Here is a 17,018-nt window from a genome sequence, read left to right on the forward strand (position 1 = left end):
TGCGGGTTCCTTGGTTGATGCGGCGGGCTGCGCGATCGAGGCCGTGACGACCGTCCACACGGGGTGGATGGCGTCTTGCCACCGGCGGATTCTGGTGGCTGGGAGAGGTCGATAATGGCGGCGAGTCCACGTATGCGTAATGCCCTGACGCTGTTTTCCTCCACCGATTGCGTGCTGTGTCACCGCGTGCGCCTGGTGCTTGCGGCCAAAGGCGTCACCTACGATCTGGTTCCGGTCGACCCGCAGAATCCGCCCGAAGACCTCGTTGATCTGAACCCCTACCACTCGGTGCCGACCCTGGTCGAGCGCGACCTGGTGCTCTATGCGGCCAGCGTGGTCAGCGAGTACCTCGACGAACGCTATCCGCACCCGCCGCTGATGCCGGTCGACCCGCTTTCGCGCGCCCGCCTGCGCCTGGCGATGCTGCGCCTGGAGCACGACTGGGTGCCGCAGGTGCAGGCCATCCAGCTGGGCAACAAGGCCCAGGCCGAAGCCGGCCGCAAGCGCCTGAAGGAACTGCTGACCGCCTCGGTGCCGCTGTTCAAGGCGAGCAAGTTCTTCCTCAACCCGGAGATGAGCCTGGCCGACTGCGCGATGGCGCCGATCATCTGGCGGCTCGATGCGCTGGGCGTGCCGATGCCGAAGGACGGCAAGGCGATCGAGGACTACGGCAACCGCATCTTCCGCAACCCCGGCTTCACCCGCAGCCTGACCGAACAGGAACGCAAACTGCGCGAAATGCCGGCCTGATCCGGCCGCCGGTACTACGGATTCGACGAGCGGGCCGCATGGCCCGCTTGGTTTTTTTGCCGCCGGTTTCCACCTGCCCACGACACGACGGCGCTAAACTCGCCGCATGAGTCAGGAAAGTCCCCCGATGACCAGCCACCGCCCTTATCTGCTGCGGGCGTTGTACGAATGGATCGCCGACAACGGCATGACCCCGCACCTCCTGGTCGATGCCGCCCGGCCGAGCGTGCAGGTGCCCATGCATGCGGTGAAGGACGGCAAGATCGTGCTCAACATCGCCGAGCGCGCGGTCTCGCATCTGGAGATGGGCAACGACGCAATCCGCTTCAGTGCGCGCTTCGGCGGCGTCAGCTATCCGGTGAGCGTGCCGGTGCAGGCCGTGCTGGCGATCTACGCGCGCGAGACCGGGCAGGGCATGGCATTGCCGGACGACGTGCATGCCGCGGGCGACGACAGTGAGCTCGACAGCGACATCGACAGCGCCGAAGAGGGCGTGACCACGACGCTCAGCGCGGTGCCCAGCGATCCGGCCCCCGAGGGTGACGACGACGGTCCGCAATCGCCGACGCCGACGCCGCGCCGCGGCGGGCATCTGCGCATCGTCAAATAAACCGACTGTCATTCCCGCGAAGGCGGGAATCCAAGGACGTTGCGCCTCAATGCAACTGCGCAGGCGCCCGCGTCACCGGCCCACTGAAGGCAATCAACCGATCCCCGCGCAGGACCATGCGGCCCACGTGCCGGTCCTCGCCATCGATCGAGTAATCGAAGCGGAACGTGCGCTCCCAGCCGAGCCAGCCATTGTCATGCCGGCACAGGCGGATGCCCGTCGCGTGCACGCTCTGGTCCAGCCATTGCACCCCGGCTGCCCGGCAGGCGTCCCGCCCGACCGCCTCGGCGCGCTCGGCCGCGGCGCGTCCGGCGCTCCAGAATGCGAACACCATCGCAGCGGCAATCATCAGGATCAGTAAAGTCGGCATGCAATTCGGGACCGCGGGATAGGGTATCCAGGTCCTAAATGTGGCGGCGCGCCGCGCCGGCCGCAAGGGGTACAGGACATTGCTGACAGGGGAGCAGGTCCAACAATGAAACTCGTCTTTCCGGGTGGCGAACACCCGCAGGTTCTGCTGGGCCACGGCATCAATCGCGTCGGCTCCGATCCACATTCCACCATCGTCATCGACCACCCCGGCGTGCTGCCGCAGCACTGCCAGCTGCACGTGACCGCGCAGGGCGTGATGCTCGATGTCCCGCCGGGCACCGCGGTCACCGTCAACGGCCGCAAGGTGGCGGGCCTGATCACGCTGCGACCGGGTGACAGCGTCGGTTTCGACCAGGTCCAGGCCAAGCTCGCCGCGTTGGGTCCTGCGCCCGTGGTCGCGCGGCAGGCGCCGCCGACCGGGCCTGACCTGATGCCGGCCAACGACGACCCGGGCGTGACCGCGGTTCGCCCGGTGGTCCCGCGCTTCTTCCTGCGCGGCGTGTCGGCCGAAGTGTCGGGACGCAGCGACCCCCTGGTCGGTGTCATCACCGTCGGACGCAGCAGCGAAAGCACGATGCGTTTCGATTCGCCCGGCCTGTCGCGCAACCACGCCCGCCTGATGCCGACGGAGAGTGGCGTGCAGGTCGAGGACCTGGGCTCGAGCAACGGCAGCTTCATCAACGGCAAGCGCGTGCTGCGCGGCGAAGCCAGGGTCGGTGACGAGATCGCCTTCGACACCCTGCGCTTTCGTCTCGCCGCCACGGCGAAGTCCGAGCCGGTGCAGGTGGTCGCGGCACCGCGTCCGGCGCCGCGTCGGCGCCCGGTGTGGCCGTGGCTGCTGGCCGTCGCGCTGCTCGCATCGGCGGCAGCGGGTGCCTACGTGGTCATGGCTCCGGGCGGCCTGCAGATGCTCTGAGCAGGCCGGCGCACCGCGCCGCCTCAGGCGGGCGGTGGGCCGAGCTTGAGCGAGAGGTCGATGGCGCGGACGTGCTTGGTCAGTCCGCCAATGGAAATGCAGTCGACGCCGTCCTCGGCGATCGAGCGCAGGGTCTGCATGTCGACACCGCCGGAGACCTCCAGCGGGATGCGCCGGTTGGACGGCGGGTTGGCGGCGATGCGGACCGCTTCGCGGCGCGTTGCCGCATCGAAGTCGTCGATCAGGATGCGGTCGCAGCCCTCGTGCAGCGCTTCTTCCAGCTGGGCGATCGTCTCCACTTCGACGATCAGCGGCAGCTGCGGATGCATCTGGCGTGCGGCGCGGATGGCGGCGGTCAGCGAACCGGCGGCACGGACGTGGTTCTCCTTGAGCATCACCGCGTCGAACAAGCCGATGCGGTGGTTCACGCCGCCACCGACGCGCACCGCGTACTTCTGCGCCTGGCGCAGGCCGGGGATGGTCTTGCGCGTGTCGAGGATCTTCGCGCCGGTGCCGCGCACGGCATCGACATAGGCCGCCGTGGTGGTCGCGGTGCCGGACAGGGTCTGGAGGAAGTTCAGCGAAGCGCGCTCGGCGCTCACCAGGGCGCGTGACCGGCCCTGCAGAAGTGCCAGCACGGTGCCCTTGGCAACGCGGTCACCCTCGGCGACGCGCCAGTCGATGCGCACGTCCGGATCGAGTGCGCGATGGCAGGCGTCGAACCAGGGCCGGCCGCAGACCACGGCGTCTTCCTTGCACAGCAGGTAGGCGCTGTCGGCGGCGTCGGGCAGCAGCGAGGCGGTGACGTCGCCGCTGCCGAGGTCCTCGGCCAATGCGCGGGCGACGTCGGCGGCGATGACCTCGGCCGGCGGCGGGGCAAAGGGCGCGGTCATGCGCTGGGGAAGGCGTCGACCTGGGCGGTGGCGATGGCCTCTTCGGCCAGCAGCACCGGGATGCCGTCGTCGATGCGGTAGGCGATCTTGCGGTCGCGGGTGACCAGCGCTTCCTTGACCGGTTCGGCCTGGGCGCCGCCATCGCCGCGGACGATGCCGCCGGCCTGGATCGCGGCATTCAGGGCCTGCAGGCTGCGGCTGTCCAGCAGTTGCAGGGGCTGGCGGGTAGTCGGGCAGACGAGCAGGTCGAGCAGCTTGCGATCCATACGGTGTGATGCCGGGAGAACGGAACAGGCGGTTAGAATACGTCTTTGCACCAAGGCTGGACCAATGTCCGAATCTTCTGTGGCCCCTCTGGTGGGCATCGTGATGGGCTCGCGCTCCGACTGGGAGACGATGCAGCACGCCGCCGCCAAGCTGGAGGCGCTGGGCGTCCCGCATGAGATCCGCGTGGTCTCGGCGCATCGCACCCCCGACGTCCTGTTCGACTACGCCGCCACGGCGCAGTCGCGCGGCCTGCGCGCGATCATCGCCGGCGCCGGCGGTGCCGCCCACCTGCCGGGCATGCTCGCCGCCAAGACCGCCGTGCCGGTGCTGGGCGTGCCGGTGCAGAGCAAGGCGCTCAACGGCATGGACTCGCTGCTGTCGATCGTGCAGATGCCGGCCGGCATTCCCGTGGCGACCTTCGCCATCGGCAACGCCGGCGCCGCCAATGCCGCACTGTTCGCCGCCGCGATGCTGTCCGCCGAGCATCCGGCGATCGGCGCCGCGCTCGATACATTCCGCACGCGCCAGACCGACGACGTGCTCGCCAACGACGACCCGCGGAAATGACCACCGTAGGCATCCTTGGCGGCGGGCAACTGGCCCGCATGCTCGCCCTTTCCGGCGCTCCGCTCGGCCTGCGCTTCCTGGTGATGGACAACGTCGCCGATGCCTGCGCCGGCCAGTTCGCGCCGATGGTGGTGGGTGACTATCGCGACGAAACCACGCTGGCCGAGTTCGCTTCGCGCGTCGACGTGGCCACGTTCGATTTCGAGAACGTGCCGTCCGAGTCGGCGCAGTGGCTGAGTGAGCGCGTGCAGGTGTTCCCGAATCCGCGCGCGCTGGCGACGGCGCAGGACCGCCTGGCCGAGAAGACCCTGTTCCAGAAGCTGGGCATCCCGGTGCCGCCGTTCGCCGCGATCGATACGCGCGAGCAGCTCGACGCCGCGATCGCACAGATCGGTACGCCGTGCATCCTCAAGACCCGGCGCCTTGGCTACGACGGCAAGGGCCAGTTCCGCATCAAGACGACGGCCGACGCCGACGCCGCGTGGGATGCGCTGGGCGCGCAGGCGAGCAAGGTCGGGCTGATCCTGGAAGGCTTCGTCCATTTCGAACGCGAGCTGTCGGTGGTGGCCGTGCGCGGCCGCGACGGCGAATTCCGCACCTGGCCGCTGACCGAGAACTGGCATGTCGACGGCGTGCTGTCGGCCAGCCTTGCCCCCGCGCGTGTCGACAGCGCACTGGCGCAGGTCGCTTACGAGCATGCCCGCAAGCTCGGCGAGGCATTGGATTACGTCGGCGTGTTCGCGCTCGAGCTGTTCTGCCGTGACGGTGAGCTGCTGGCCAACGAACTGGCGCCGCGTGTGCACAACTCCGGTCACTGGACCATCGAGGGCAGCGAGACCTCGCAGTTCCAGAACCACCTGCGCGCGGTGCTCGGACTGCCATTGGGCGACACGCGCATGGTCGGCCTGGCTTGCATGCTCAACTGGATCGGCGAGATGCCGTCGGCAACGCCGGTACTGGCCGAGCCGGGTGGTCACTGGCACGACTACGGCAAGTTGCCGCGGGCCGGGCGCAAGGTCGGCCACGCCACCGTGCGCGCCGACTCGGCGCAGGCGCTGGCGACGTCATTGCAACGCGTTGGCGAAGGCCTGGGCCGACAGGCGCAGGTCGATCCGGTGATCGCTGCGCTGGCTCGTTCGTAGCGCTTGCCGACATCGTCCTGAAACGCAAACGGCCGGGTTTCCCCGGCCGTCTGCTTTTGCGGCGTTGAATCGCGCGCGGTTACTTCAGGTTCGCAGCCACGAAGTCCCAGTTGACCAGGTTCCAGAACGCCTCGACGTACTTCGGACGGGCGTTGCGGTAGTCGATGTAGTAGGCGTGCTCCCACACATCGCAGGTCAGCAGCGGGGTGTCGTCGCCGGTCAGCGGGGTGGCGGCATTGGAGGTGCTGACCAGGGCCAGCGAACCGTCCGGACGCTGCACCAGCCAGCCCCAGCCCGAACCGAACGTGCCGACCGTGACCTTGGTGAACTCTTCCTTGAACTTGGCGAAGTCGCCGAAGGCCTTGTTGATCAGCTCGGCCAGCTTGCCGCCGGGCTCGCCGCCGCCGTTGGGCGCCAGGCAGTTCCAGTAGAAGGTGTGGTTCCAGATCTGCGCGGCGTTGTTGAACATGCCGCCCTGCGACTTGCGGATGATCTCTTCGAGCGCCATGCCGGCGAACTCGGTGCCCTCGATCATCTTGTTGAGGTTGTCGACGTAGGTCTTGTGGTGCTTGCCGTAGTGGAAGTCGATGGTTTCGCCGGAGATGTGCGGTTCGAGCGCGGTGCGGTCGTAGGGCAGGGCGGGCAGTTCGATGGCCATTGCGGGCTCCAGAGGGCTGGCTAAGGGGAGGGCCGGGGGCGAGTTCCGGGTGGCCGGAGCGTCCGCGGCTCGGGAAGGCTTACAATTGGACATTCTATCCCCACGCTTCGTTGCCGTGCCGTCAAAGGTTCGCAACGCACCATCGCAGGAGTTGCACCCATGTCCGTAATGGAGCGGATCCAGGCTGAAGTCGAAAGCCATCCGATCGTCCTTTTCATGAAGGGGACGGCGCAGTTCCCGATGTGCGGCTTCTCCAGCCGCGCGGTGCAGGCGCTCAAGGCCGCCGGTGCGGACGAGCTGCACACGGTCAACGTGCTCGAGGATCCGGAGATCCGCGCCAACCTGCCGCGCTATTCGAACTGGCCGACGTTCCCGCAGTTGTTCATCCACGGCGAACTGATCGGCGGTTGCGACATCACCATGGAACTGTTTGAGTCCGGTGAGCTGGCGCGCATGATCAGCGAGACCCACAGCCAGTGAGCCCGGTGGTGGACCGCGCGCTTGACGGGCGCCCGCTTGAAGGGCGCGTGATCCTGGTGACCGGCGCCCACGGCGGCCTCGGCCAGGCCGCGGCGCTGGCGTGCGCGCGCGCTGGCGCGACGGTCGTGCTGCTCGGACGCAAGCTGCCGAAGTTGAACCGCGTGTACGACGCACTGACCCAGGTCGGCCCGGAGCCGATGCTGTATCCGCTCGATCTGGAAGGCGCATCGCCCGACGATTACGCCGAGCTGGCGCAGCGCCTGGAAAGCGAAGTAGGGCGCCTGGATGGCGTGCTGCACTGCGCCGCCGAATTCACCGGACTGACGCCGTTGGCGCAGACCGACCCTGCCGTGTTCGCCCGCGCGATCCACGTCAACCTCACCGCACCATGGTGGCTGACCCAGGCCTGCCTGCCGCTGCTCGGCAAGGCGCCTGATGCGGCCGTGGTGTTCGTGCTCGACGATCCGGCACGCATCGGCAAGGCTTATTGGGGTGGCTATGGCGTCGCCAAGCAGGGCCTGGCCGGACTGGTCGGTACCCTGCACGGTGAACTCGCCAACACCCCGGTGCGCGTGGCCGGACTTCAGCCCGGCCCGATGCGCACGCCGCTGCGCGCCAAGGCCTACGTCGAAGAGAACGACCGCGGTGCCGTCGAGCCATCGGCGTACGCCGGCGCCTGCGTCACCCTGCTGTCGCAGGCTGGCGCGGTCCATCGCGGCCAAGTCTGGAATCCCCCGGCCGCCACTGCGCTGCCGACCTTGCCGACGCTCGGCCTCTGACGCCGTACCGATGACGCCACGCCCATGACGATTGCCTCGGCAGCACTGCTGCTGTTCCTGATCCTGGATCCGCTCGGCAACGTGCCGGTGTTCCTGAGCCTGCTGCGTGGCCTGCCGCCCAAGCGCCAGCGGATCGTGCTGGCGCGCGAGCTGCTGATTGCCCTGGCCGTGCTGATGATGTTCCTGTGGGGCGGCAAGTACGCCCTGGAACTGATGCACCTGCGCCAGGAGTCGGTCTCCATTGCCGGCGGCATCGTCCTGTTCCTGATCGGCATCCGCATGATCTTCCCGCCGCCGGAAGGGCTGATGGGCGAGATCCCCGACGGCGAGCCTTTCATCGTCCCGATGGCCATCCCGCTGGTGGCGGGGCCGTCGGGCATGGCCGCGGTGATGCTGATGGGCAGCAACGAGCCGACCCGCCTGGGCGAATGGAGCCTGGCCCTTTTGATTGCCTGGGGTGCGACCGCGGCGATCCTCTTCAGCGCCACCTTGCTCTACAAGCTCATGGGCATCCGCGCGCTGACCGCGATCGAGCGCCTGATGGGCATGCTGCTGGTTGCCATCTCGGTGCAGATGTTCCTGGACGGGCTGGGCACCTACCTGCAGATCGCTCCCCCGTAAGCGGCCGTGCTGGCCGATGGCCCCTCCGGGGCGGCCTGGCACTGCCCGGTATCGGCGTAAAGGCCGAGCCTGCGGGGCGGGAGGGCAGCACCGAACGCTCCCGGAGCAAAGCCAGCGGGCGGCGTTCCCCGGCTTTGCCGCCCATGGCGTTTCTTGACAGTCGTCACGACTCTGTCACAAGCCCCACCTAGCCTGTTAAACTACTGTTAACAAACGGGTTGGGGGCCCACACCCACCGGGTGTTGGGGCCACGCAATTTTTTCAAGCATTTACCGCGCGGAAGTCGCCCCGTGCAGGCAACGCATTCCTTTCCTTTGATCTGACGCATGAGGCCATCTGCAATGACCCATCCGAACCGCGTACGCATGTCCAAGCTCGCGCTTGGTCTGTTCGCCGCTCTCGCCACCTCTTCCGTGTTCGCCCAGGCCACCTCGGCCGGTATCGGTGGCCGCGTTGTCGCTGCAGACGGCCAGCCGGTCGCCGGCGCCGAAGTCGTCATCACCCACACCGAGTCGGGCACCGTCAGCCGCGCCACCACCGGTGCCGACGGTCGCTACAACGCCCGCGGCCTGCGCGTCGGCGGTCCGTACACCGTCACCATCAACAAGGCCGGTGCTGGCACGACCAGCCAGGATGGCGTCTACCTCAACCTCGACAAGGTCAACCAGGTCGACCTGGCGCTGAACAACGAAGTCACCACGCTGGAATCGGTGCAGGCGATCTCGTACGGCGGCTCGGAAGTATTCAGCGCCAACAAGATGGGCGCAGGCTCGCAGATCACCCGCGAGCAGCTCGAGACGATGCCGAGCATCAACCGCAACCTGCAGGACTTCGCCCGCCTCGACCCGCGCATCGTGCAGAGCGACAAGGCCCGCAACGAAATCACCGTTGGCGGCCAGAACCCGCGCTACAACGTGATCCGCGTCGACGGCATCAGCAGCGCCGACTCGTTCGGCCTGCAGGGCAACGGCCTGCCGACCCCGCGCCAGCCGTTCTCGATGGATACCATCGATGAAATCGCGGTCGACGTCGCCAACTACGACGTCACCATCTCCGGTGGCACCGGCGGCGTGATCAACGCCGTCACCAAGTCGGGCACCAACGAGTTCCACGGTTCGGTCTACGGCATCTACCGCGACAACGACTGGTCGGGCAAGAACCAGAACGACATCCGCCCGCAGCTGTTCGACAACGAGCAGACCTACGGCATGACCTTCGGTGGTCCGCTGATCAAGGACAAGCTGTTCTTCTTCGCCAACTACGAGAACTACACCGGCAAGGACCTGTTCACCGGCAACTCCGGCTTCGGTCCGGTCGGCTCGGGCGAGAGCAACATCGTCGGCATCACCCAGGCGCAGATCGACCAGGTCATCGCCCTGTCCAACGCCAAGGGTTTCAATCCCGGCACGCTGACCAAGCCTTCGCTCGACACCGAGAGCGAAGAGTACGGCCTGAAGATCGACTGGAACATCACCGACGCCCAGCGCGCCAGCTTCCGCTACGGCAAGACCGAGCAGAGCACGCCGTTCCTGCAGGGCTTCAACAACACGTCCCTGGCACTGAACACCTACCACTACGTGCAGGACTTCGAACTGGAGACCTACAGCGCGCAGCTGTTCAGCGACTGGACCGACGTGTTCTCGACCGAGGCCAAGGTTTCGTACCGCGACTACACCGCCGTGCGTAACCCGCTTACCGACCTGCCGGCGATCGCCGTGCGCATCGGCAGCAACACGCTGAACTTCGGCACCGAAGAGAACACCCACGCCAACGTCCTCGGCACGAAGACCTGGAACGGCTTCTTCGCCGGCAACCTGTTCCTCGGCGACCACACCGTCAAGTTCGGCGCGGACTATGAGTCGAACGAGGTCTACAACCTGTTCGGCCGCCGCGTGAACGGCGTCTACACCTTCAACAGCATCGCCGACTACGCCGCCAACCGCTCCAGCCGCTACCAGTTGTTCTATCCGCAGGGCGGCGACCTGGACGCGATGGCGGCCGTGTTCACCCAGGAGAACCTGGGCCTGTTCGTGCAGGACAGCTGGGCGGTCAACAGCAACCTGACGCTGACCTACGGCCTGCGCTTCGATCATTCGATCGTCGACGACAAGCCGGTGTTCAATGCCGCAGCCTCGTCGCTGTTCGGCGTCCGTAACGACAACACCATCGATGGCGCCGACCTGTGGTCGCCGCGCTTCGGCTTCAACTACACCATGGACACCGAGCGCCCGAGCCAGGTCCGCGGTGGCGTTGGCCTGTTCAAGGGTGCGGCGGCGACGGTGTGGCTGGCCAACCCGTTTGCCAACAACGGCGTGACTTACACCGACTACTTCGACTCCAACGGCACCAACGTGTTCTCGGCCGATCCGCGCGGCCAGCTGGCCGTTGCCCAGACCGGCGGTACCCCCGGTCAGCAGTCGGTCGACTTCATCGGTTCCGATGTGGTGCAGCCGTCGGTGTGGAAGTCCAACCTGGCGTTCGATACCGAGCTGCCGTGGTGGGGCGTGGTCGCGTCGGCCGAGCTGGTGTTGACCTCGGTCAAGGACGGCATCTACTACCAGCAGCTCAATCTGGGTAACTCCACCCGGACCGGCCTGGATGGTCGCGCACTGTTCTGGAACGCCGCTGGCTACAACCCGGCCAACTGGAACCGCGACGGCGTGTCCAGCGGCGGCGCCACCGCGCGCGCCAATCGCGCCACAGCCTTCAACGACGCCATCATCGCCAAGCGCACCGGCAAGGGTGAAAGCCAGCAGCTGACCATTGGCCTGAACAAGCCGTTCAACGACGGTGACTGGGCCTGGGCCGCGTCGTACACCTACACCAACGCCAACGAAGTCAGCCCGCTGACCAGCTCGACCTCGAGCTCGAACCTGGGCAACGTGTCGGTGTTCCAGTCCAACGAAGAAGTCAGCGCGACCTCGAGCTACGAGATCAAGAACCGCTTCCTGGCCACGGCCCAATGGAAGCACGCCTTCTTCGGCAGCAACAACACCATCGTGTCGCTGGTCTATGAAGGCCGCTCGGGCCGTCCGTACAGCTACACCTTCGACAACGATGCCAACGGCGACGGTCGCGTCAACGACCTGCTGTACATCCCGGCCGGTCTCGACGACGTCATCATCGGCCAGGGCGCGACGAAGGCCGCGGAAGAGGCGACGTTCTGGGCGTTGATCAACAACAATGAGTACCTCAACTCGCATCGCGGCCAGGTGGCAGAGCGCAATGCCGAGACCAGTGACTGGGTCAACCAGTTCGACCTGCACATCGCCCAGGAATTCCCGGGCTTCATGGACGGTCACAAGGCCGAGATCTCGATCGACGTTCTCAACATCGGCAACCTGCTCAACAAGGACTGGGGTCGCGTCGAGGAAATGGCGTTCCCGGGCATGCGCGGCGTGGTCGAGTACGGCGGCGTCGATGCGGCGACCGGCAAGTACATCTACCGCGTCAATACCCCGGATGCCCTGACCATCTACGACGACAAGGGCATCTCGCGCTGGGCCGCCCAGGTCAGCCTGCGTTACAAGTTCTGATCTGACTCGGGTTGTCTGAAGCACCTGAAAACGGCCGGGTTTCCCGGCCGTTTTCTTTTGTGGGGGAGGCAGGCTAGAGTCATGCCGGTAAACAGAAGAAAAGAAGAGAAAGATGAGCGCCACCATTGAAACCACCCTTCCGACCGTCAACGCCCGGATCTACCCGAAGGGCGGGCTCGACGTCCTCTCCCGCGACGAGGTCGCGCGCCTGCGCGACGTGTCCACTGGCATGCACGACCTGCTGCGCCGTTGCGCGCTGGCGGTGCTGACCAGCGGCAGCGCATCCGACGACCCGCGCGCCGCGCGCGAGCTGTACCCCGAATTCGACATCCAGGTGCACCAGCAGGATCGCGGCGTCCGCATCGACCTGACCCATGCCCCGGCGATGGCCTTCGTCGACGGCGAGATAATCCGCGGCGTCGCCGAACTGCTGTTCGCCGTGGTCCGCGACCTGGCCTACACGGTGATGGAACTGGGCCCTGACTCGAACAAGGACCTGGAAACCTCGTCGGGCATCACCGACTCGGTGTTCGGCCTGTTGCGCAACGCTCGCATCCTGCATCCGACCGAACCCAACCTGGTGGTGTGCTGGGGCGGCCACTCGATCTCGCGCGACGAGTACGTCTACACCAAGCAGGTCGGCTACGAGCTGGGCCTGCGCGGCCTCGACATCTGCACCGGCTGCGGCCCGGGTGCGATGAAGGGCCCGATGAAGGGCGCGACCATCGCCCACGCCAAGCAGCGCCGCGGCCGCACGCGCTACATCGGCATCACCGAGCCGGGCATCATCGCCGCCGAATCGCCGAACCCGATCGTCAACCATCTGGTGATCATGCCGGACATCGAAAAGCGCCTGGAGGCGTTCGTCCGGCTCGGCCACGGCATCATCGTGTTCCCGGGTGGCGTCGGCACGGCCGAGGAAATCCTCTACCTGCTCGGCATCCTGCTGCGCGAAGAAAACGCGCACCTGCCGTTCCCGCTGATCTTCACCGGCCCGACCGCATCCGCGCCGTACTTCGAACAGATCGACAAGTTCATCCGCCTGACCCTGGGCGAGGAAGCAACGAAGCGCTACGAGATCATCGTCGGCGAGCCGGACAAGGTCGCCAAGCGCATGTCCGCGGGCATCCGCAAGGTCCGCGAACACCGCATCGCGCAGAAGGACTCGTTCTTCTTCAACTGGTCGGTCGATATCCCGCTGGCGTTCCAGCGTCCGTTCGTGCCGAGTCACGAGGCTATGGCCTCGCTCGACCTGCACCATGGCCGCAAGCCGCATGAACTGGCCGCCGACCTGCGCCGCGCTTTCTCCGGCATCGTTGCCGGCAACGTCAAGGAAGACGGTATGCGCCGGATCGAGGCGCACGGCCCGTTCGAGATCCACGGCGACGCCGACATGATGCAGTCGCTCGATGCACTGCTGCGCGCTTTCGTCGAGCAGCGACGCATGAAGATCGCGGGCGAGTACAAGCCCTGTTATCGCGTGGTTGCGTGATTTCACTGCGCCCTTCTCCCGTTCGCGGGAGAGGGGTGGGCGGCAAGGGCTAGCCCGGCGAGACCGGCAAGCGCACCGTTGCGATGAACCGCTTGCCCTCCTGCTGGGTTATCACGCTGCCACGGCCGCCGGTCAGCGCCTCGATCCGCACCTGGGAGGCATTGAGGCCGACATGATGGCCGGGATTCTGCCCGGCTCTCGATGCAAGCGGATTGATGATGCGCACGATGACCGTTTCCGGCGTGGTCGTGACCGCGATCTCGATCTGCCCGCCCTCGGCGCGACGTTCGATGCCGTGACGAATTGCGTTCTCGACCAGCGGCTGGATCGACAGGGCCGGGACGGTCACCGCGGGAATTTCCCGGGGCAGCTGCCAGTCAATCTGCAGACGCTCGCCGAAGCGCAATTGCTCAATCTCCAGGTATCGCCTGGCCAAGGCCAGTTCGTCTTCCAGTGAGATGTCGTGCGGACCGGCCAATGCCGCCCGGAACAGATCGGCCAGGTCCAGCAACAGGCGTTCGACCTCTTCCGGCTTGCGGTGGACCAGGGCCGCGCCGGTATTGAGGGTATTGAAGAGGAAGTGGGGGCGGATGCGGGCCTGCAGGGCCAGCAGTTCCGACTGCTTTGCGCGAACGGCGTGCAGGATGCCGCGCCAATGGTTCTGGAACGCGGCCAAGCCGAGAAGTCCCACTGCCAGCGCGATTCCAGTCAGCTGCAGAGTCAGCGCCGGCCAACCGCCTTCGGCCAGGGGCCAGTCAGTTCCCAGCGCCAACCAGGCGAGCCCGGTAACCACCCAGGTGCTCGAGAGCAGCAGCGCCAGCGTCACCCAGGCCAGGATCTGCGGCCGCAGGCCGGAGAGGAGATTGCGCAACAGGTACAACGTGCCAAGTGACAACAATGCGATCCACTGCACGACCAGCGACGCCAGCCCGAAGTAGATCAAACGGTTGCCGCGACCCTCGCCCGGGGCCAATGCCAGCACCGTAGCCACGCATTCGCCGGCCAGCACGACCCAGATCAACACGGGGGGCTGCCAGAGAACGTCGAGAGGGCGATGGGGTGGATTGGACTTCTGCATCGTGCGGGCGGAAGCGAGGGGCCAGGTTCCCATCATGCCTGTCCTGGTCGGCTTCGGCAGGCCCTCCGCCGCTCATGCCATCGCCGTGACCACCCATCGGTGTTCGCTGGCACCCACCGGGCAGGCCCCCTAACGTTGTCGGCAGACGATCCTCGGGAGGGAGTCATGTCGCGTTTCGCTGGCCGTAAACGGGCCAATTCCTTGAATGCCACCAGCTCGCGCGGCTTCACGCTGCTCGAGTTGATGGTGACGATCTCGGTGCTGGGGATCCTGGCCGTGATCGCGTTCCCCGCTTTCACGTCGATCACCAACAGCAACCGATTGACCTCGGCGGCCAATCAGTTCGCCGTGGACCTGCAGTTCGCTCGCTCTGAAGCAATGCGCCGCAACGTGCGCGTGGAAGTCTGCGCGAGTGCGGACGCCGCCACCTGCAGCGGCGACGACTGGCAGAACTGGATCGTCCGCGACGCCGGAGCCGTGCTCCGCGTGGGTAATGCGAAAGCGCCGGTGCAGATGGTTGCGAGCGCGGCGCTGGTGGCAGACGACAACAAGATCACCTTCCGGCCGGAGGGGCTGGCGCGCGGCGATGACGATCTGGTCCAGGACGTCAGCCTGCAACCGTGCATCGCAACGGACAACCCGCCTGAGAACATGCGCGTGGTTGCACTTGGCAGTGGTAGCCGCGTTTCCGTCAACAGACATGACGGCGGCGGGGCGTGTGAGGCAGTCGACGATGGCGATTGAGGGATGCAAAGAATGAAGTCCGTGAGCAGACATCTTGCCAATGACCGCATCGGCGGCGCTGGTCAACGCGGCGTGGGCTTGCTGGAAGTGCTCATCGCCGTCCTGGTGATGGCGGTCGGCATGCTGGGCATCGCGGCGCTGCAGGCCGTGGCGTTGCGCAACAGCCAAAGCTCGTTCGAGCGAAGCAACGCGGTAGTGCAGAGCTACGCGATCCTCGATGCCATGCGCGCCAATGCGGCTGCCGCACGCATCGGTCAGTACGACCGCGGAATGATCTGCGAGTTGCCCGACGAGGGCGACCTCGTCGAGACGGATCTGCGCAATTGGATCACTTCGTTGCACCAGAGTCTCGGCGACGACGCCTGTGGCCAGACCGATTGCGACAGCGTCAGCTGCAAGGTGACGGTGCAATGGAACGATTCCCGCTCCCAGGATGCAGGTGACGACGGGGAAGACAAAACGCAGACGGTGACAGTGGAGACCAGGATATGACGGCGCGACGTTCCCTTCGCGGCACCCGCGGGCCGGTGCTGGCGTCAGGTTTCTCGTTGATCGAACTGATGATTTCGCTCGTGCTCGGCTTGCTGGTCGTGGCCGCGGCCGGGACGCTGTTCATGGCCAACCGGCAGACCTACACGGCCACCGAGAGCCTGGGTCGCCTGCAGGAGAATGCCCGCGTCGCATTCGAGTTGATGTCGCGCGACGTGCGCGAGGCTGGCGGCAATTTCTGTGGCGCGCCGCTGGCAAGCACGGTCAACGTCCTGGTTCCGGGCGGTGCCTGGTACACGGACTTCTCCGGTGGCGTGCGCGGCTACCCCGGTGATACGGCCTTTCCGGATTCGGCATTCGGCACAGGCGCGGCGCAGCGCACCGCGGGCACCGATGCAATCGAGCTCAAGTCGGCCTTTGCCGATCCGGTGACGATCGAATCCGACAACCCGACTACCGGCACGATCACCCTGAACTCGGCGGACCACGGTTTTGCCGTCGGCGATATCGCGGTGGCGTGCGACTCCAACCACGCTGCCATCTTCCAGGTCACCACGGCTGGTGCCGAGACCATCGAGCATGCCACCGGCAGCGGCACTCCGGGCAACTGCACGCAGGGCCTGGGCATGCCGCTCAGCTGTGACGGCGCCGCCGGAACCGGCTACCAGTTCGGCTGCGTGTTCGGCGGCGTGCCCGCTTCCGGCGTGGATTGCACGCAACCCGGCAGCAAATGGACCGCGGTTGTCACCAAGATTCGCGCGGTTCGCTGGTACGTGGCCACCAACGACCGCGGTGGGAAGTCTCTGTATCAGTCCGTCCTGCACGGCTCTGCCGCAGCGCTGGAGACGAACGAAATCGTAGAGGGCGTCAACGACATGACGCTGGAGTACCTCCGGCAAGGTGACGCGGCATACCAGGGCACCGTCGCCGCCGCGGATTGGCCGTCGATCGTCGCAATGCGGGTCACCCTGGACCTGGTCGGACAGGATCGGGTCGGAACCGACGGCAATCCGCTGCAACGCACCCTGGCGCACGTCATCACCATCAGGAACCGCCTGCCATGAGGCACTCATTTCCCACCCGCCAGAAGGGCGTGGCCTTGTTCGTAGTGCTGATCCTGTTGGTCATCTTGACCCTGCTGGGCCTGGCTGCGATGCGCGGCACGCTGCTGGAAGAACGCATGAGCGCCAACCTGCTTGACCGGGGCATGGCCTTCCAGGCGACCGAGGCAGCGTTGCGCGAGGGTGAGGAGTACGCGGAGTCGCTCGCAGTGAGCAGCTTCCCCGCCAGTGGCTGTGCCGACGGCCTCTGCTCCAGGCCCGATCCGGCCGTTGCCACCGACAACCAGCGCTGGCAGGCCGACGGATTCTGGGACGACGATTCGGGCTTCTGGCGCGAGGCCACCGTCGATGTCGGTGACCTCACTGCCAAGCCGCGCTTCATCGTCGAACTGCTCGACACCACGTTGCCGGCCAGCGGCCAATGCTCGACCAGCATCGACGTTTCGCCGGATGCCAGTTGCTCCGGCAACGAGCGTCGCTACCGCGTCACGGCATACAGCCACGCCGACGGACGCGCTGAAGTGATGCTCCAATCCACCTACGCAGTGCCTTGATCGAAGGAT

The 17,018-nt window shown here is 66.4% G+C and carries 19 protein-coding genes; 14 read left to right on the forward strand and 5 right to left on the reverse strand.

The annotated features are described in order from the left end of the window. Positions 1–114: 114 nt before the first annotated feature. Both HIV01_RS00745 and HIV01_RS00750 read left to right on the forward strand, forming a co-directional pair. Positions 115–750: a glutathione S-transferase N-terminal domain-containing protein gene (locus HIV01_RS00745; RefSeq protein ID WP_158733116.1), complete on the forward strand. Its 636-nt coding sequence runs from the start codon at positions 115–117 to the stop codon at positions 748–750. A 106-nt stretch (positions 751–856) separates the two neighbouring features. Then, positions 857–1,360, forward strand: coding sequence for a ClpXP protease specificity-enhancing factor (locus HIV01_RS00750; protein ID WP_200604393.1), 504 nt, complete (start codon positions 857–859; stop codon positions 1,358–1,360). A gap of 46 nt (positions 1,361–1,406) precedes the next feature. On the opposite strand, the gene HIV01_RS00755 is transcribed toward HIV01_RS00750, so the two are convergent. Continuing rightward, complete coding sequence (locus HIV01_RS00755) at positions 1,407–1,730, reverse strand: DUF3301 domain-containing protein (RefSeq protein WP_200604394.1); 324 nt, start codon at positions 1,728–1,730, stop codon at positions 1,407–1,409. 105 nt (positions 1,731–1,835) lie between these two features. Between HIV01_RS00755 and HIV01_RS00760 the strand changes: the two genes are divergently transcribed. Further along, positions 1,836–2,648 (forward strand): FHA domain-containing protein, encoded by an 813-nt coding sequence (locus tag HIV01_RS00760; protein WP_200604395.1) that lies wholly within the window; start codon positions 1,836–1,838, stop codon positions 2,646–2,648. A gap of 23 nt (positions 2,649–2,671) precedes the next feature. Here the strand turns inward: HIV01_RS00760 and nadC are convergent, their stop codons facing one another. Together nadC and HIV01_RS00770 are read right to left on the reverse strand one after the other, a co-directional pair. Further along, positions 2,672–3,541 (reverse strand): carboxylating nicotinate-nucleotide diphosphorylase, encoded by an 870-nt coding sequence (gene nadC / locus HIV01_RS00765; RefSeq protein WP_200604396.1) that lies wholly within the window; start codon positions 3,539–3,541, stop codon positions 2,672–2,674. Next, a complete protein-coding gene (locus HIV01_RS00770; protein WP_200604397.1) occupies positions 3,538–3,807 on the reverse strand; it encodes a Trm112 family protein in 270 nt (89 codons plus the stop codon). Before HIV01_RS00770 ends, nadC begins: the two co-directional genes overlap by 4 nt. A 64-nt stretch (positions 3,808–3,871) precedes the next feature. Between HIV01_RS00770 and purE the strand changes: the two genes are divergently transcribed. Further along, a complete protein-coding gene (gene purE / locus HIV01_RS00775) occupies positions 3,872–4,375 on the forward strand; it encodes a 5-(carboxyamino)imidazole ribonucleotide mutase (protein WP_200604398.1) in 504 nt (167 codons plus the stop codon). Beyond that, the gene (locus tag HIV01_RS00780; RefSeq protein ID WP_200604399.1) at positions 4,372–5,517 is read left to right on the forward strand and encodes a 5-(carboxyamino)imidazole ribonucleotide synthase; all 1,146 of its coding nucleotides are present in this window, start codon (positions 4,372–4,374) and stop codon (positions 5,515–5,517) included. Before purE ends, HIV01_RS00780 begins: the two co-directional genes overlap by 4 nt. Positions 5,518–5,596: 79 nt before the next feature. Here the strand turns inward: HIV01_RS00780 and HIV01_RS00785 are convergent, their stop codons facing one another. Beyond that, positions 5,597–6,175: a superoxide dismutase gene (locus HIV01_RS00785; protein WP_200604400.1), complete on the reverse strand. Its 579-nt coding sequence runs from the start codon at positions 6,173–6,175 to the stop codon at positions 5,597–5,599. Between the two features lie 159 nt (positions 6,176–6,334). Here HIV01_RS00785 and grxD point away from each other — a divergent pair, with 159 nt between their 5' ends. The 5 genes from grxD (at position 6,335) to ppnN (ending at position 13,083) form a co-directional block, all read left to right on the forward strand. Then, on the forward strand, positions 6,335–6,655 hold the full coding sequence (gene grxD / locus HIV01_RS00790; protein ID WP_200604401.1) for a Grx4 family monothiol glutaredoxin: 321 nt from the start codon (positions 6,335–6,337) through the stop codon (positions 6,653–6,655). Positions 6,656–6,663: 8 nt separating this feature from the next. Next, positions 6,664–7,434: an SDR family NAD(P)-dependent oxidoreductase gene (locus HIV01_RS00795; RefSeq protein ID WP_245156878.1), complete on the forward strand. Its 771-nt coding sequence runs from the start codon at positions 6,664–6,666 to the stop codon at positions 7,432–7,434. 24 nt (positions 7,435–7,458) lie between these two features. Further along, positions 7,459–8,055, forward strand: coding sequence for a YhgN family NAAT transporter (locus tag HIV01_RS00800; RefSeq protein ID WP_200604402.1), 597 nt, complete (start codon positions 7,459–7,461; stop codon positions 8,053–8,055). Positions 8,056–8,396: 341 nt separating this feature from the next. After that, positions 8,397–11,591, forward strand: a complete 3,195-nt coding sequence (locus HIV01_RS00805; RefSeq protein ID WP_200604403.1) for a TonB-dependent receptor — start codon at positions 8,397–8,399, stop codon at positions 11,589–11,591. 112 nt (positions 11,592–11,703) lie between these two features. Beyond that, positions 11,704–13,083: a nucleotide 5'-monophosphate nucleosidase PpnN gene (gene ppnN, locus HIV01_RS00810; protein ID WP_200604404.1), complete on the forward strand. Its 1,380-nt coding sequence runs from the start codon at positions 11,704–11,706 to the stop codon at positions 13,081–13,083. Between the two features lie 49 nt (positions 13,084–13,132). Here ppnN and HIV01_RS00815 read toward each other — a convergent pair whose 3' ends face one another. After that, positions 13,133–14,107 (reverse strand): sensor histidine kinase, encoded by a 975-nt coding sequence (locus HIV01_RS00815; RefSeq protein WP_245156879.1) that lies wholly within the window; start codon positions 14,105–14,107, stop codon positions 13,133–13,135. Positions 14,108–14,326: 219 nt separating this feature from the next. On the opposite strand from HIV01_RS00815, the gene HIV01_RS00820 reads away from it, so the two are divergent. The 4 genes from HIV01_RS00820 to HIV01_RS00835 are packed head-to-tail and all read left to right on the forward strand — an operon-like array spanning position 14,327 to position 17,009. After that, positions 14,327–14,905: a GspH/FimT family pseudopilin gene (locus HIV01_RS00820; RefSeq protein ID WP_200604405.1), complete on the forward strand. Its 579-nt coding sequence runs from the start codon at positions 14,327–14,329 to the stop codon at positions 14,903–14,905. Positions 14,906–14,917: 12 nt separating this feature from the next. Beyond that, complete coding sequence (gene pilV / locus HIV01_RS00825) at positions 14,918–15,397, forward strand: type IV pilus modification protein PilV (RefSeq protein WP_200604406.1); 480 nt, start codon at positions 14,918–14,920, stop codon at positions 15,395–15,397. Next, entirely contained in the window at positions 15,394–16,458 is a 1,065-nt protein-coding gene (locus HIV01_RS00830) for a PilW family protein (protein WP_200604407.1), read from the forward strand. The genes pilV and HIV01_RS00830 overlap by 4 nt, the downstream gene beginning before the upstream one ends. Then, a complete protein-coding gene (locus tag HIV01_RS00835; RefSeq protein ID WP_200604408.1) occupies positions 16,455–17,009 on the forward strand; it encodes a pilus assembly PilX family protein in 555 nt (184 codons plus the stop codon). The genes HIV01_RS00830 and HIV01_RS00835 overlap by 4 nt, the downstream gene beginning before the upstream one ends. The last annotated feature ends 9 nt before the right edge of the window (positions 17,010–17,018 follow it).

Origin of the sequence: Lysobacter arenosi (genome assembly GCF_016613475.2) — a bacterium.
Lineage (GTDB): Bacteria > Pseudomonadota > Gammaproteobacteria > Xanthomonadales > Xanthomonadaceae > Lysobacter_J > Lysobacter_J arenosi.

Bases quoted from the DNA above. Each gene is read 5' to 3' on its own strand.
- HIV01_RS00745 (WP_158733116.1), top strand. From the start codon at position 115: ATGGCGGCGAGTCCACGTATGCGTAATGCCCTGACGCTGTTTTCCTCC.
- HIV01_RS00750 (WP_200604393.1), top strand. From the start codon at position 857: ATGAGTCAGGAAAGTCCCCCGATGACCAGCCACCGCCCTTATCTGCTG.
- HIV01_RS00755 (WP_200604394.1), bottom strand. From the start codon at position 1,730: ATGCCGACTTTACTGATCCTGATGATTGCCGCTGCGATGGTGTTCGCA.
- HIV01_RS00760 (WP_200604395.1), top strand. From the start codon at position 1,836: ATGAAACTCGTCTTTCCGGGTGGCGAACACCCGCAGGTTCTGCTGGGC.
- nadC (WP_200604396.1), bottom strand. From the start codon at position 3,541: ATGACCGCGCCCTTTGCCCCGCCGCCGGCCGAGGTCATCGCCGCCGAC.
- HIV01_RS00770 (WP_200604397.1), bottom strand. From the start codon at position 3,807: ATGGATCGCAAGCTGCTCGACCTGCTCGTCTGCCCGACTACCCGCCAG.
- purE (WP_200604398.1), top strand. From the start codon at position 3,872: ATGTCCGAATCTTCTGTGGCCCCTCTGGTGGGCATCGTGATGGGCTCG.
- HIV01_RS00780 (WP_200604399.1), top strand. From the start codon at position 4,372: ATGACCACCGTAGGCATCCTTGGCGGCGGGCAACTGGCCCGCATGCTC.
- HIV01_RS00785 (WP_200604400.1), bottom strand. From the start codon at position 6,175: ATGGCCATCGAACTGCCCGCCCTGCCCTACGACCGCACCGCGCTCGAA.
- grxD (WP_200604401.1), top strand. From the start codon at position 6,335: ATGTCCGTAATGGAGCGGATCCAGGCTGAAGTCGAAAGCCATCCGATC.
- HIV01_RS00800 (WP_200604402.1), top strand. From the start codon at position 7,459: ATGACGATTGCCTCGGCAGCACTGCTGCTGTTCCTGATCCTGGATCCG.
- HIV01_RS00805 (WP_200604403.1), top strand. From the start codon at position 8,397: ATGACCCATCCGAACCGCGTACGCATGTCCAAGCTCGCGCTTGGTCTG.
- ppnN (WP_200604404.1), top strand. From the start codon at position 11,704: ATGAGCGCCACCATTGAAACCACCCTTCCGACCGTCAACGCCCGGATC.
- HIV01_RS00820 (WP_200604405.1), top strand. From the start codon at position 14,327: ATGTCGCGTTTCGCTGGCCGTAAACGGGCCAATTCCTTGAATGCCACC.
- pilV (WP_200604406.1), top strand. From the start codon at position 14,918: ATGAAGTCCGTGAGCAGACATCTTGCCAATGACCGCATCGGCGGCGCT.
- HIV01_RS00830 (WP_200604407.1), top strand. From the start codon at position 15,394: ATGACGGCGCGACGTTCCCTTCGCGGCACCCGCGGGCCGGTGCTGGCG.
- HIV01_RS00835 (WP_200604408.1), top strand. From the start codon at position 16,455: ATGAGGCACTCATTTCCCACCCGCCAGAAGGGCGTGGCCTTGTTCGTA.